Below are 13,265 nucleotides of genomic sequence, written 5' to 3'. Positions count from 1 at the left end.
TCACACGCCGATCCCTGGGCGGCTGTGGCCCGGTTGCGGGCGGGATCAGATCGCCGGGGCGGGCGGTGGGAGACCGGTGGCTTGGGCCCCCCACCGCCTTATGGGTGTCAGTGCCGATGACGACGGAGAGGGAAGACCTTGAGCATGGCGCCGGACAGCACGCCGACAAGGGCGTATACGGCCCCGGGGGAGACTGTCACCTGGACGGACGGCCGGAAAATCAGCACATACCCGGTGAACAAAGCGCCGATGAACGCGCCGACCGTGTGCGTGACAAACCGGTTCACGTAACGAAAGTTTTCGTTACGGCCATTACGCTTGCCGTGAGTGAAGCGGCCGGATGGCTGTTTGGCCCGGCGGCGCCGAGGGGTAGATCGCCCCATGGGGCACTCCTTTGTGTTGCCGAAAGCGTGCGGGACTTCGAACAGGGTTTGGTAGACGCAGTGCGAGGTCCCGCACGCACCTGAGGGTGAAGCTACCGACACACAGTGCGATGAGCTAATCACCCATTTGCCGCACTCGGGTTCATATCTCGGATTACCCCAGGACGGGCGACTTTCGTTTCCGGTCGCAGCAGAAATCTCCCTGACTTCCGTAGCACCGCGTGTCAGCCACGGCTTGTTTCTATCGAAGGAACTTTTATGTCATTTCCTGTCACGGGGTGGCGAAAAAGATCACAGAAGTCAGCGATGCTGGTACGGAACGAAATAATGCCGTCGGAAAGAATGCCAACTTGGTCATTGGCGTGCTGTAACACGACTCGGAACGTGCAATTGCAGGGCAGCGTGTGTCATCCTGCGTCGTCGTAAGTGCCATGGCGACGTGATGGGCGGAACATCGGCGGGTCAAAGGCCGGACCGGGCGCGGTGCCGGCGTGCGGAGTACCGCGCCCGGCCGGAGGCATCGCGGGGGCGACGCTGACGACGACTTCCACCGCCAGCTGCGGTCTGACCAGCGTGAGGTCCGAGGTCTCGTGCGTGCCCCAGCCGGCGCTGAACGATCGGCCTGGCCACGGATGCCCGTTCGCGGCGGGCGCCAGGTGTCGGCCGGTGGGCGGCGGCGACCCCACCCCGCGATCAGGGGTCCGGGCCAGCCTGGTGTACGGCTGCGCTGCTGCCTCGATCTGCGTCAGCACCTCACTCCCGGCCCGTATCCGCTGCGTGTCGCCCAGGACGAAGCCGGTGTGCCGCCCGGCTTCTGGACGGGCCGGGGTCTGGCCGCGGTCGGTGTGGCGCCCGGGGATGTGGTGACCGAGCGGCAGGCCGAACTGCTCCTGGGGGAAGGTCGGTGCGCACCGAGGTCCTCAGCAGCTGCCCCGACCAGCCCATCACCGTCACCCTCGCCCGCTGCCCCTCGCGCCACCCGGCGCGGCCGCTCCGGCTGCCGACGGCGGCCTGTCGAGAGCCGGAGATCCCTCGCCCCCGGCCCTGGCAGTGCTGTGTACGACGCCGTACTCGCGGCCGAAGCGGTTGGCCTCAGCGGCGGAGCCCGTCATCCGGTGCAGCCACAACCCGTACGCCACGGATGCAATCTGCTCCTCCGTCAGATACAGCTGCCACCGCTTGATCCCGTGGTCGCACGAGGCCGCCCTGACCTGATCCGCCAGCCCATCAGCGGGCGCCACCCGGAGCTGGCCGGCGAGGCCGACGAACACGCGCAGTGCCGCCATCTGCGACGGGATCAGTTCCACCAGCTGTCGGCCCGGGCCCGCATTGCCAGGAGAGGGCTCGGCCCGGGGGCGGGACTGGCCGTAAGCGAGGGTGTCGTGGCCGTATGGGGTCAGGCGGGCCGCCCACCGCACGGGCCGCCCCTCCAGAGCCGATAGCTCCGCGCGGTCCTCCCGACAGGCAAGCTCCACCAGGCCCTGGCTCTCCAGCGTGTTCACCTGCTGCTGATGCGGCGGAAGGAGCTCCGTGTCCAGTGTCCAGCCGTGCCCGGCCGCCTGCCCGCGCTCACGCAGCGCCTCCAGCACCGACAGCGCCCTCTCCCAACTCCTCATCCCACTCCCCCGCGTTGTGCGCAACGCCCGTACGCGTGTGCCGACCGTAGACGCCGACGCTGGTCTGGAAGGTGCGAAGGGGAGAAGGCAAGCCCACCGGGTGACACCGGCCTCCAGACGCGCGCCGGGCGGGACACCGCTTCGGGGTACTGCGCCCCTTCGAGATGGCGGGTCGGCACACTGGCCTGGTGACTTCCTGGCTGCACCGCCGCTGGTTCGGGCTTTGGTCCCGTCGGCACCGACCCCACCGCGAAATGGACCGCCCCCGCCATCTGGGCACTGCTGACCGGGGCAACCTGCCTGGTGCTGGGCCGCGCAGCCACCTGGGCATCCCGGGCCGTGGGCGCATCCCCGGCCCTGACAGCGTGGCTTGCCGTGTGGCTCCTGGTCGCCGTGTTCACCGGCGCGCTGATCGCGGTCGGAGCCGGACCGGGCCGCACCCGTCGGCCGGCACTGACCGCGCTCATCCTCGTGACCGGCGTCATCCTGCTGACGGCGCTGTCCTGGCCGTCCTGACACCAGCCCAGTACAGCAGCCTGCCCAGTCAGGCAGAGGGGCGCCTGATGCCGCCACCGCTGCCGTTCAGCGGGATCAGGGTCTCCAGATGGGCACCCTTGACCCAGGAGCCCAGCAAGTCGCGGTGCAGAGCCACGATGTCCTGGCGCAGCGCCAGGCCCAGGGCGGCCTTCGTGAATGTGCGGCAGGTAGTGACGAACAAGGCGACGTCCGCGCCGTGTTCAAGACGGGCGGTCCCGACGAACTTCTGCATGTCCTGTGAGGACACGCTTCGGTGCGGCGCATACTTTTTGCACTGGATCACCAGCTTGCGGCCGTCGGCCAGGTAGCCGACGACATCCGCGCCCAGGTCCCCGCTCTTGCCGCTGACGACGACCTTCGTGCAGCCGTCCCGTCGGCACAGCTCGGCGACGTACGTCTCGAACTCCTGCCACGACAACGCGTCGACCTCGGCCATCGACAACTCCCTCGCCCTGGCCTCCTCCTGGGCTCGCCACGCGCGGTCTTGGCCGACCGCGAGACGGTGCGATCGCAGCAGCGTCCATCCGGCCCCGCCCACCACGGCCGTGGCGAGCACGGCCACCAGTACGGGCCACACCACCGACCAGTGCCGGGCCACCCACACCGCGGCGGCCACCGCCGCCACCGCACCCCAGCCCTGCAGCTGCCTGCGCGTCCGCTTCTTCAAGCGCCGACGCCGTCGACGTGCCGCCATCACTCCCCCGCTCCCCAGACCCGTGATCCGCGGTGCGCACCGGCGGGCGCCGTCCGGCCCGTGCGTGGGCGGGGGTTCATCGGCTGGCCTGGGTGACGCCGCTCGCGAGCTGTCCCAAGATGTTCAAGATCCCCTGGCCCGCCGGGGTGGGTGCGATCAAGACGCCCAGCGCCAGGACGATGACGACGGTCAGCTTCTCGTCGAAGCGGCTGCGGGCCTCCGTACGCCGCCGCAGCCGCCAGACGACGATGACTGCGAGCAGCACCGCCACGTTGATGGTCAGCAACCGTCCCGACCTCCCCCACACGAACGGCCATCACCACGCGGGGACGGCAACACGCCACCCCAGCCTCCTTATGTAGCGGGGCCTCAGCGATGTTGGGACGGGGTTGCCGACGAATGGCACAAAGCCATCGGACCTGGCCGAATACCGCAGCTGGCTGATCCTCTCGCTGACACAGCGACAACCTGCGTGGCAGGGTCAGCTGATCGAGAACGGCATCAGCGAGGGGGCTCCCGTGGAAGCACGGATGTGGAATGGCCTGGTCGGCGTGGTGAAGGAGGCGTACACCGCCTCGCTGGGCGAGGGAGTCGTGCCGCGCCCGGTCATGATGCCGCTGGTGCGCGGCGAGCTGGTCGGTCTGATCTGGGTCCGCCCGCTCAAGGTCGGCCAGGACGCGCTCGCCGGGATCGCGGAGCTCGCGAACATCGCCGCGGCGGCCGGTGCGGACGAGGTGGTCCTCGCCTGGGAGACCCACGACGTCGCCACCGCCTGCGAGCTGCCCATCGTCGGCCCGGCGCCGTGCCTGAACATGGTGCTCGCCAGCCGCGACGGGCACGTGCTGCACCAGTTCCCCTACAGCGAGCAGCTTGTGTCCCGCAGCCCCGAGGGCTGGGCGTCGGTCGCCCCCGACTGGAGGCCGGCCCCGGCGCCGCAGCCCGGCGTCGAACTGGTGCCGCCCATCCAGGCCGCGGTGAACTTCTCCTTCACCCCGATCGAGCTGGACCACCCCGACCCGTTCGGCGTCACCGTCGTGCTGATGGAAGAGGACGGCTACCGCGTCAGCCTGACCGAAGCGTTCGCCCGCTGAGCCCGTGGCACGGGACTTCGACGACGACGCGCCTCGCCGGATCGGGGACGCGAACGAACTGGTCCTCGCCCGCCAGCGGGACGCCGACGAACGGATCTACGTGGTGACCACCAACCTCGTCATCGACGCCCAGGAGAAGCTCGCCCGGCGCCGGCGGCTGGATCGCCTCTGGCGCGCCGGGTGGGCGGTCAGCTGGCTGTCCTTACTCACCGCCGTCATCGGCACGGGCATCGCCTGGTTCACCACCGGCACCCCGGCGCGGTTCGTCCTGGGCGACCTGATCTGCGGCAGCCTGCTCCTGATGTCCCTGCTGGCGCTGGTCGGCGTGCACTTCGCCGGGCGGGACCTGCCCACCCTCCAGCGCCTCGAGGCGCAGCTCGCCTCCGCGCAGGAGTCGCTGTGGAAGCAGAAGGTCAGGAACAACCCGGACCTGGACGACCGACGCAAGCTCTACCGCGAGGAAGTCACGACCGCGGTCGAGCAGTACCAGGCCGACAGCCGCAAGTACCGGCGGATCCACAACGGCCTGCAGACCCTCATCATGATCGGCTCAGCGTCCACGACCACGATCGCGGCCCTGGACACCGGCAAGGAGCTGACCTGGCAGAGCGTCACCCTGACCGTCATCAGCTTCGCCATCACGGTGGCCGCGATGTTCACCGGCTACTACAAGTTCCGCGAGCGCAGCTACTTCCTCCAGCAGACCGCCGACGCCATCGAGGAGGAGGCCAACGCCGTCCGTCTCGGCATCGGCCACTACAGCGAGTACGGACCCGGCCGGGAGGACGAGGCGTTGAAGAAGTTCACCCAGCGCGTCGAGGACCACCGCAACGAGCAGCGGCGCCGCCAGCAGCAGTTGGACCAGCCCGCCGATCAGGCCACGCCCTCCAGCCAGCCGCCCGCGGCCTGACGGCGAGCCGTCTACCGGCGGCCGCGGCCGCGGCCGCGGCCCTCGATGTGACGGTTGAGGATGTCCCGCCGCGCCTGGTGGAAGCCGGCGGGCAGAGCACACTCGGCATCCGGCTTGGCTACGAGTGAGCCTTCTTCAATCGGGTGTATTCCTTGGCCAGTTCGACCCGTGAGCGGTGCGGGCCGCCCAACGTGGTGCACCGCTGCTCGGGTTCCTGGCCGCAGTCGGGGCAGGTCACCTCGTACACCCGCCACGGCCGCCGCGACCGTTGCTGTTCCTTGCGTTCGTCGATGATCGGCTTCAGCCGCTCGTCGTGCGGCACCCGCCGCATCTCACCGGGCATGGTGTCGACGGCGCATCGCTGGCCGCTGTTCGCCCCGCAGCGCGGGCAGCGCCTCTCCAGCCACCTCTTCCGGGTAACTTGCCGATGGAGCGGCGGAAGCCGCTTTTCTTGTCCGGGCCGGAGAGGGCCTGCGGTCTGACGTACACGCTCCCTCCAGGCCTCGACCTTGGCCTGACGATGCGGCCCGATACTGCCGGCCTCGCTCGCTGCCCGAAGCAGCTCACGGACCTTGATCCGCAGTACGTCCGGGTCCGGGTCGGGGGGAAGCTGGTCAAGGTCATCGAGGAGGGTGTTCAGGCGCTTGCTCCTGGCCGCCGCGATGGACGTGAGGTAGCCGTCAGCCGCGTCGATCACGCGGCTCTCCTCCTCGGAACAGGCGTCTTTGGCGGCCGTCTTAGCATCCCGCAACAGCTTCTTGACCTTCCCGGCCCGCTTCTCAGCCACCGCCTGTTCCAGGCTGGCGAACAGCCCTCTGCGGGCCCCGACTTCCTTCTCGATCCAGAGGAGGCCGGAGCGCAGGGCTGCATCCAGCTGCTCCTGCAGCCGCGGGCTCACGCCGGCGAGTTCCGGCATCTCACGGCACACCGAATCCGCCAGGGCGATGGACTCGGTCCGGCGGGCGTAGAGCAGCTTGCGCAGCAGCTCCCGCGCCCGGGTGTCCTGTGCCGTGTCCGTGTTCTGCCCCGGCGTCCACTTCGCGGGCGCCGCCGCGCTGCGGGCCTGGACGATCCGCTGGACCGCCGGCGTCGACAGCCCGCGCTCCGTCACCTCGCACTCCTCCAGGGCGAACCACTCGGTGGGCCGCGCGAAGGCCTCGGTCCCGATCCGCACCCGCCTGCTCGTGCCCTCGCTGTCCAGGCGGATCCGGTGCACGTACCAACGCTGGATCAGCGTGTCCCGGTCGACCGGAACGCCCAGGCCGAGCACCGGCTCCAGGCCGTCGTCCCACACCGGCGCCACCGCCTGGTCCAGGTGCACCCGCAGCGCGCCGCGCGGCCAGCGGATGTCGACGACGGAGCCGAGCGGCGCCCCGGCCGAGCCGGTGTACTCGAAGCTCGCCTCCTCGCCGTGGCCGGCGAGCCAGGCCGCGGCCGCCGACCGCACATACAGGTGATCCGCACTGTTCACGCCGCGGGCGCCGCGCCCGCACACGTGCGGCAGCCCGTCCGGATCCGGGTGATGCGCGAAATGACAGGCGCGGTCCGTGTACAACTTCGTGGTCAACTGACCACCGCAGCCACCGAGCAAAGTCCCGCACCAGAAGGTCTCGTCCTCGTAGCGGTGGCGGAACACGTCCAACTCGATGGCCTCCATCGGCAGCATCAGTGGCTCCTCCGACTCCGCACTGCTCAGCACCGCCGTCTGGATCCGCCGCCTGTCAGCCTGCACAAATGCTCCCGTCGCGTCCCGCCGATCGTGCCAACTCATCGTGTCACCAGGGGCGTTCACCAGCCAGAGGACCCCGTACGCGAGGCAATGCCGCCCGGCTTGGTCCTCACACGGTCACCGCCTTGGCCGGTCGTCCCAGGGGTCCACCTGATCCGTCATGTCCGCCTCCGTTCTGCTGGTCATGCCGTTCTACCCAACGACTGAGGCGCGTTCTTGTGGGGCAGCGTTCCGGCCTTCTCGGCGCGGGCCCGGCGCAGCGCGGCGGCCTCGGTCGCCGCGGCCTGGCGGCGACGCTGAAGGCGAACCTGCTTGATCGGGGCCAGCGCGTCATCCGGGATGACGTCGGGCTCGGGGAACGCGCGGCGGGACAGCTCCCGCATCGCGGCGGTCTGCCGCTCCACCGCTTCCGCGATGCTGGGGTCCACTCGGGACGGCCGGGCCGCCGCCTGAGCGCGGGCGCAGGATGTCGTTGTCGTCAGGCCGGCCGCGCTTTACCCCTCAATCCGTACGACGACGAGGAGGTCACCCGCCTCCCCACCGTTCCTGCCGGGCCAGCCCAATCCTTTGAGTCGCAGTCGCTGCCCGGCCTGAACTCCTGGTGGGAAACGGATCCGGTGGGTTGTCTCCTTGAAGACCTCGCCAGTCCCGTGACAGGACTCGCAGCCCTCCACACCGTGCGCACCAGGCCTGGAGGCGCACGCGGCGCAAGGGTTCAGGTCGGTCAGACGAAGCCCTTTGACTGCGCCAAAGGCTGCGATTTGAGGGCTCACAGCGGACCGGACGAATCTGTCTGGCCCACGGCTAGGTGAGTCCTCGTCGTAGTACCGACGGTCGATCTCGCGGAGGGCCAGCATGACCTGGAAGGCGTCGGTTGGGCGGTCACTGGGGTTCTTGGCCAGGAGCTGGGTGACGAGGTCCGCCAGTTCCCGCGGAGTGCTGAGCCGCCGTTTGAGCAAGGGAGTCGGCTGTTCGTTGAGGTGCTGGTTGATCAGTTGCCAGGACGTGCCGGTGAACGGCCGCTGCCCGGTGAGCATCTCGTAGAGCACGCATCCAAGCGAGTACAGGTCTGAGCGGTGATCGAAGGTGCCGTCGAAGCACTCGGGTGCCATGTAGGCCGGAGTGCCGATGATGACGCCGCTGGTGGTGATGTCGTGACGTTCATCGCCGCTCTTGGTAATGCCGAAGTCCACGACCGTAGCCGTGCCGTTGGGGCGGACGATGATGTTGGACGGTTTGATGTCCCGGTGCACCAAGCCCGCCTCGTGCGCGGTGCCCAGGGCGTCGGCGATACAAGCCGCCGTGCGCACGACGTCAGGCAGGGGCAGTCGGCCGGCTTCCAGCACTGTGCTGAGAGGATCCCCAAGCAGCAGCTGCATCACCAGATAGGCGTACTGCCGTCCGTCGTGCAGCGAGGAGCCAAAGTCGTGCACGGTGACGATATGCGGGTGGGACAGGCCGCCGGCGACTGCCGCCTCGCGGGCGAACCGAGCCACCTGCCGGTCGTTGTCGGTGCTGCCGTCGCCGGTGAGGACCTTGACCGCCACCAGCCGGTCGATCTTGGGATCGTGTGCCTTCCAGACCTGCCCGAACCCGCCCGTGCCGATCGCTTCGATCAGCCGGTAACGCCCGTCCAGGACGGTCCCTGCCTGCATGACTCCCCCTTCCCGCACGCACCGCGACGCACGGTGTACCAGGCGTGTACCCGTCACGCTACGCCGGGACAACCACCAGTAACAGGGGGTGCTGATCTATGAGTTGGCTCAGGCCGTGGTCCGCAGTGCAGCCGGTTCCGGTACGACGGCCGCCGTACCGGACGCCCGGGCGGCACGCTCTTGCCGGGCTCGGCGCAGCGCGGCGGCCTCGGTCGCCGCGGCCTGGCGGCGGCGCTGAACGCGGGCCTGCTCGATCTGGGTCGGTGCATCGTCCGGGACGATGTCGGGCTCGGGGAAGGCCCGGCGGGACAGCTCTCGCATCGCTGCGGTCTGCCGCTCCGCTGCTTCCGCGATGCCTTGGTCCACCCGGGACGGCGGCGCGGCTTGGCGGTGCGCCTCGATCGCGCGGCGGTAGCCGTCCGGCGGTGTCCGGCGCTCCACCGGCGCGACGGCTGCGGCCAGCCGCAGCGCCTGGTCGGGGGCCGCATGGTCGCTCTTCATGGAGGCGGGTGCCAGGACGTGCAGGGCGCGGACGTTCGCGTCGGGCACCTTCTCGTTAGCCGCGGCGATCAGTTTTGGCGCGCTCCAGCGCAGCTGCGTGCCGTACGCGGGCGCATCGGGGGCGACGTCCAGGCGGCCGGTGGCCGCGTCGAACGCCACGGCCTGGACGTGCCCGGCGAGTTCGGGCACGGCTGCGGCGAGGATGGTGTCGAAGTGGGCGAGGACGCTGCCGCCGGCGGCCGGGGCGACCATCCCGCGCTCGGTCATCATCCGGCTGATAGCGCTGCCGAGTCCGAGCGGCTCGCGGCCGTCACGGCGCAGAGCCGTGTCGGTGCGCCGCTTCGGCTTCTTCGTCTGGGTGGCGCCGTTCTTCTTCGCCGCTTCCCGGGCCGCGACCAGGGCCTGGCGCGCGAGGTCGACCCCGCTCAGCTCGGCATTCATGCGATCACCGCCGGGGTGGCGTCGTTGTCCAGCGGGCGCGCGGCGAGCTCGGGCAGCCGGTCCGTCCACGGCGCGGCCGCGGCCGTCTCGGTCCGGGCGGAGGCCTGCTCGCGCAGCTGCTCCAGCCGCTCCGTCAGCAGGTACTGCGCGGTGCGCTCCCGGGCAGCGTCGGCGGCCTTCGTCGCCGCGGCGATAGCGTCCGCACCGCTCGGGTTGTGCTGGAACCAGGGGCGGCCCTGCTCAGCCTTGAACGCCCGCCGCGCCTCAGCTTCGGCCTCCTCGGTCCGGCCCAACATCGCCAGCGCGTCGTCCTGGTATTCCTGGACGGCCTGCTGTGCGGTCTGGAACGCGGCGAATGCGTACGCGTCCTCAGCTGCCTCCGGATTGGCCTCCAGGGCGGCCACGTCGGCGATCTGCAGGAACTCCTGCCATGCGGTGGCGATGCTGTCGCCGATGGCAGTCCGGGCCCCGGCAGTGACGGCCGCGACGGTGCCCGGGTCGGTCAGGTCGGCGGACCAAGCCGCCGCGATGAGACCGGCCTCGCCGATCAGGGTCTCGGTCTGACGACGGTGGTCGCACGCCTCGCACAGCCCGGCCGCCCGCTCCTGCCCGCAGTCCTCGCACGGCAATGCCTGGCGCACCGCGTCGGCAGCGGCCGCGGCCTCACGCTCGCGCTCCGCCCGCTTCCGGGCAGCCGCACGGGCGGCATCGCGGCGGGCCTGCTCCGCGCGGGCCTGCTCCCGACGCCGCACGAGGCCCTCCGCCTCGATGGCCGCCTGCTCACGCAGCCGCTCCTCGAGGACCCGGCGGCGCTCGCCCTCACTCAGGCCAGGCAGCTCCCGGTCGACCTCCGCCGCGATCTTCGCCCGCCGGGCACGCCGGATGTGGAGCACGTTGCCGCAGTTCTCGCACTCCCCGCCGGTGTCCAGCCGGATCCCGTCATCGCACCGCCGGTCCGAACACGCCTGACGCTGCACCAGGCCGCGGCGGATCAGCCACGGGTACGGGCGGGAGACCAGGGCCTCACCGCCGGTCTCCTCCAGCCGGTCGGTGAGCCGGTCGGCCAGCAGCCGCGCCGCCGCCTCCGGCTGCTCCAGCAGGCCCGCCAGCCGCTTCACCTCCGCCTTCGCGGCCGCCGCGACCTGGTCCTGCTGCCAGCCGGACAGCCGCTGCCACAGCCCGGCGACCGGCCCCAGAGCCACCCGCAGACCAAGATCAGCCGGGAGACCCGCCCTCCGCTGCTGCTGCGCTTTTTCCCAACCCGAGGCCTTCGGCTGGTCACCGGCGACAGCCCCGGCAGCAGGCTGCCCATCACGCTCATCGACCGGGGACTCTTTCGGCTTTTCCCCGCGGAGCGGGCCGTCCCCAGCGGTCGGCGGCGCCGACTCGGCAACGGCGGTCTCGCCGTCGACGGCCTGGTCCTCGCGCACGCACACGCGCTCCGGCCGACTTGCTTCACCCTCACGGGCTTCGCCGGAAAAACCACAAGAGAGCTGGAGAGGAACGACGGGAGTAACCACAGACGCGTGGACTGCGTGGAGCTCTGCACCATCGGGACGCTCCTGATCCGCAGTCTCTTCGGCGCTCTCAGCACCGCAGATCCCAGTCGTACCAAGGGCACCGGCCACATCAGCGGGAGCATGATCTCCGCACGCACCATCAGGACGCGCCAAAAACACGGGATCAGGCCCCTGAACAGCCTCCACAGAGGCCAGAGAGCGGCCGTACGCGCGGGCGACCGGCAGCAGCATGACCTTGCCCCGGCCGTTCATCCGCGTCGACGTCGCCTTGCGCTGCCGCGCCACGACACCGGCCTCCGTCAACCGGGCCAGGACCTTCCTGGCCCCGGACGGCGAGCAGCCCAGCAGCCGCGCCAGCGTCGCCGCCCCACGGCCCTCCTTCTTCCTGACCGAGCCGCCGCACAGCTGCAGCCAGCCCGACGCCCGGGTGTGCAGCACCATCAGCAGCAGCCCGAGCCGGTCGGTCGCCGCGCCCTTGCCCGTACGGCCGGCCAGCAGCCCCGGCGGCGTGGGCTCCTTGTTTTCCGGCGTCCAGCCGTGCCCGAACAGCGCCTCGATCAGGCGCAGCAGCGTCGCCAGCTCCGCCTTGGACAGCGCGAGCGGGTGCCCCGCTCCCCCGCCGTGGTGGGCGTTCCACAGCGGCATGACCAGGCAGTCCAGCCCGGTCGGGTGCCCCTTCGCGTCCCTAACCACCCGGGTCCGCAGCGCACCCGAGCCACGCAGCACGGGCAGCACCTTGTGGTGGACGGTCGACTCCTTCATGCCCATCCACCGACCGAGCTCCGAGCCCCAGATGGAGGTCTGGAGGTCGCTCTTCTCGCCCTTGGGCGCCCGCGACTTCGCGTACATCACCACCGCCGCCAGCTTCGGTGCGTCCTTCAGCCGGGCGATTGACGGGTCCGCCATCAGCGCCTGGACCGCGGCGAGCAGTCGCAGCCGCATCTTCCGACCAAGGCGCAGCGGGTCCTCCAGGCCGCTGTCGTCCGGCTGACCGGAGGCCGGGACCGACCGCAGCCCGGGAAGCATCAGGGCGTCGTCGACGACGGTGCCGACGCCCTCCCAGAGAGGCGGGTCCAGCGTGGCGGCCGGCGCCGTGAGGGCGCTCATCGACCCACCGCCGCGACAGAGTTGTGCGAGGGCACTCGCGGGCAGGTGCGAACGATCATTCCGGCAGCATCAGGGACCTGCCCTGTGGACAGATTCCGGCGAGCAGCCGAGGGCCTGTGGACAACGAGATCGGAGACGGACGGGTCGGGGCAGGTAGAGGTGGTCACACCGTCTACAGGTTGAAAATCCGGGTCGCGTGTGACGCTCCCGCCGAAGTTTTTCGACTGGAGGGAACATTTCGGACTAACTTCCTGAACAGGAAAAAACGACTGCGCGAATCCCGTCAGGCGGGAAGCCTGCTGCCCCCGAACCAGGGCGAATCGGGCGTAGCCGAGCTGACAGGGGGACACCAGATCGTGCACTATGAGAGCAACCAACTTCCATATGGGTGGACCGACCGAGCCCCTGCCGGGGCAGGCCTATCCGTTCGTGTGGATGTGTGGGCGCCCCCTCCGGGAGGAGCGGGCACCGGACGAAGAACCAGAGGCGGGTCTCCCTTCCTTGAGGTGATTCGAACGGTTGTTCCGTCAGCCCTTGCCGGGGCCGGCGGAACGGTGCAGAAGCCCCTTGCGAGGGGGTGACTGCGGATGCGAGTCCGGTTCTTGCGGACCGGATGGAACGACCCGCTTGCCAAAGCGGGGTATTGCATTGCGATGAAGAACCAGCTCAATGAGCTGGAGCCCAGAACCGGGTGCGAATCCGGGGGCTGGGCGGCCGACTTGGGTTGCGAAATCCCCGTCGGCACGACGGGCCGCGCGAGGCCACTGTGGATTGCGAGTCCACGTCTTGGCGCGCGCGGCCGATGACCTAGGTCATCCCGACCCCCTCGATACTGAAGGCGGCGTCGGCGAACCCGGAAACAGCCGGAAGCTCAAGGTCATCCCTCATCGGACGTCCCCTCGACAGCGGCGTCCGGATGCTTTGCGGCCAACTTCCGAAGGAGATGTGCGTACGCACGACGGTTTCCCCGGTGGGGCTGGGCACGCCCGGCCTCCCACTGTGCGACCGCGAGACGCTTGACGCCGATGGCCTCAGCGACTTCGGTCTGGGTGAGGCCGGCGGCGAGCCGAAGCTGTTGCCG

12 protein-coding genes and 2 pseudogenes are annotated in these 13,265 nt (G+C 70.1%); 4 read left to right on the top strand and 10 right to left on the bottom strand.

Going from position 1 to position 13,265, the window contains the following annotated elements; translation table 11 throughout:
- Positions 1–107 precede the first annotated feature (107 nt).
- Positions 108–383 carry a hypothetical protein gene (locus tag ABZ656_RS33345; protein WP_360272856.1) on the bottom strand — a complete coding sequence of 92 codons (276 nt, stop codon included), beginning with the start codon at positions 381–383 and terminating at the stop codon, positions 108–110.
- Positions 384–1,015: 632 nt separating this feature from the next.
- Between ABZ656_RS33345 and ABZ656_RS33340 the strand changes: the two are divergent.
- A pseudogene (locus tag ABZ656_RS33340) lies at positions 1,016–1,129 on the top strand (DUF6207 family protein); the annotation flags it as partial.
- Positions 1,130–1,333: 204 nt separating this feature from the next.
- Here the strand turns inward: ABZ656_RS33340 and ABZ656_RS33335 are convergent.
- Entirely contained in the window at positions 1,334–1,999 is a 666-nt protein-coding gene (locus ABZ656_RS33335) for a DUF6417 family protein (RefSeq protein WP_360272853.1), read from the bottom strand.
- 339 nt (positions 2,000–2,338) lie between these two features.
- Here ABZ656_RS33335 and ABZ656_RS33330 point away from each other — a divergent pair, with 339 nt between their 5' ends.
- On the top strand, positions 2,339–2,515 hold the full coding sequence (locus ABZ656_RS33330; protein ID WP_360272850.1) for a hypothetical protein: 177 nt from the start codon (positions 2,339–2,341) through the stop codon (positions 2,513–2,515).
- 28 nt (positions 2,516–2,543) lie between these two features.
- On the opposite strand, the gene ABZ656_RS33325 is transcribed toward ABZ656_RS33330, so the two are convergent.
- Together ABZ656_RS33325 and ABZ656_RS33320 are read right to left on the bottom strand one after the other, a co-directional pair.
- Entirely contained in the window at positions 2,544–3,230 is a 687-nt protein-coding gene (locus ABZ656_RS33325) for a restriction endonuclease (protein ID WP_360272847.1), read from the bottom strand.
- 76 nt (positions 3,231–3,306) lie between these two features.
- A complete protein-coding gene (locus ABZ656_RS33320) occupies positions 3,307–3,516 on the bottom strand; it encodes a hypothetical protein (RefSeq protein ID WP_099934957.1) in 210 nt (69 codons plus the stop codon).
- A gap of 244 nt (positions 3,517–3,760) precedes the next feature.
- Between ABZ656_RS33320 and ABZ656_RS33315 the strand changes: the two genes are divergently transcribed.
- Positions 3,761–4,321, top strand: a complete 561-nt coding sequence (locus ABZ656_RS33315; RefSeq protein WP_360272919.1) for a hypothetical protein — start codon at positions 3,761–3,763, stop codon at positions 4,319–4,321.
- Positions 4,322–4,325: 4 nt separating this feature from the next.
- A complete protein-coding gene (locus ABZ656_RS33310) occupies positions 4,326–5,231 on the top strand; it encodes a DUF4231 domain-containing protein (protein ID WP_360272843.1) in 906 nt (301 codons plus the stop codon).
- Between the two features lie 118 nt (positions 5,232–5,349).
- On the opposite strand, the gene ABZ656_RS33305 is transcribed toward ABZ656_RS33310, so the two are convergent.
- The 6 genes and pseudogenes from ABZ656_RS33305 to ABZ656_RS33280 form a co-directional block, all read right to left on the bottom strand.
- Positions 5,350–6,963: a hypothetical protein gene (locus ABZ656_RS33305; protein WP_360272840.1), complete on the bottom strand. Its 1,614-nt coding sequence runs from the start codon at positions 6,961–6,963 to the stop codon at positions 5,350–5,352.
- Positions 6,964–7,142: 179 nt separating this feature from the next.
- Positions 7,143–7,412 (bottom strand): annotated as a pseudogene (locus tag ABZ656_RS33300) (DUF721 domain-containing protein); the annotation flags it as partial.
- A gap of 42 nt (positions 7,413–7,454) precedes the next feature.
- On the bottom strand, positions 7,455–8,615 hold the full coding sequence (locus ABZ656_RS33295) for a protein kinase (protein ID WP_360272837.1): 1,161 nt from the start codon (positions 8,613–8,615) through the stop codon (positions 7,455–7,457).
- 108 nt (positions 8,616–8,723) lie between these two features.
- Positions 8,724–9,557 (bottom strand): DciA family protein, encoded by an 834-nt coding sequence (locus tag ABZ656_RS33290; protein ID WP_360272834.1) that lies wholly within the window; start codon positions 9,555–9,557, stop codon positions 8,724–8,726.
- Positions 9,554–12,184: a hypothetical protein gene (locus ABZ656_RS33285; RefSeq protein WP_360272831.1), complete on the bottom strand. Its 2,631-nt coding sequence runs from the start codon at positions 12,182–12,184 to the stop codon at positions 9,554–9,556. Before ABZ656_RS33285 ends, ABZ656_RS33290 begins: the two co-directional genes overlap by 4 nt.
- An 877-nt stretch (positions 12,185–13,061) precedes the next feature.
- On the bottom strand, positions 13,062–13,265 hold a 204-nt coding region (locus ABZ656_RS33280; RefSeq protein ID WP_360272828.1), incomplete at its 5' end, for a helix-turn-helix transcriptional regulator.

The organism is Streptomyces sp. NPDC007095, assembly GCF_040634475.1.
Classification (GTDB): domain Bacteria; phylum Actinomycetota; class Actinomycetes; order Streptomycetales; family Streptomycetaceae; genus Streptomyces.
This window is presented reverse-complemented; position numbering and strand designations above follow the sequence as displayed.

Excerpts from the sequence above, each read along its gene's own strand:
- ABZ656_RS33315 (WP_360272919.1), top strand. The coding sequence starts at position 3,761 with ATGTGGAATGGCCTGGTCGGCGTGGTGAAGGAGGCGTACACCGCCTCG.
- ABZ656_RS33335 (WP_360272853.1), bottom strand. The coding sequence starts at position 1,999 with ATGAGGAGTTGGGAGAGGGCGCTGTCGGTGCTGGAGGCGCTGCGTGAG.
- ABZ656_RS33295 (WP_360272837.1), bottom strand. The coding sequence starts at position 8,615 with ATGCAGGCAGGGACCGTCCTGGACGGGCGTTACCGGCTGATCGAAGCG.
- ABZ656_RS33285 (WP_360272831.1), bottom strand. The coding sequence starts at position 12,184 with ATGAGCGCCCTCACGGCGCCGGCCGCCACGCTGGACCCGCCTCTCTGG.
- ABZ656_RS33325 (WP_360272847.1), bottom strand. The coding sequence starts at position 3,230 with ATGGCGGCACGTCGACGGCGTCGGCGCTTGAAGAAGCGGACGCGCAGG.
- ABZ656_RS33345 (WP_360272856.1), bottom strand. The coding sequence starts at position 383 with ATGGGGCGATCTACCCCTCGGCGCCGCCGGGCCAAACAGCCATCCGGC.
- ABZ656_RS33290 (WP_360272834.1), bottom strand. The coding sequence starts at position 9,557 with ATGAATGCCGAGCTGAGCGGGGTCGACCTCGCGCGCCAGGCCCTGGTC.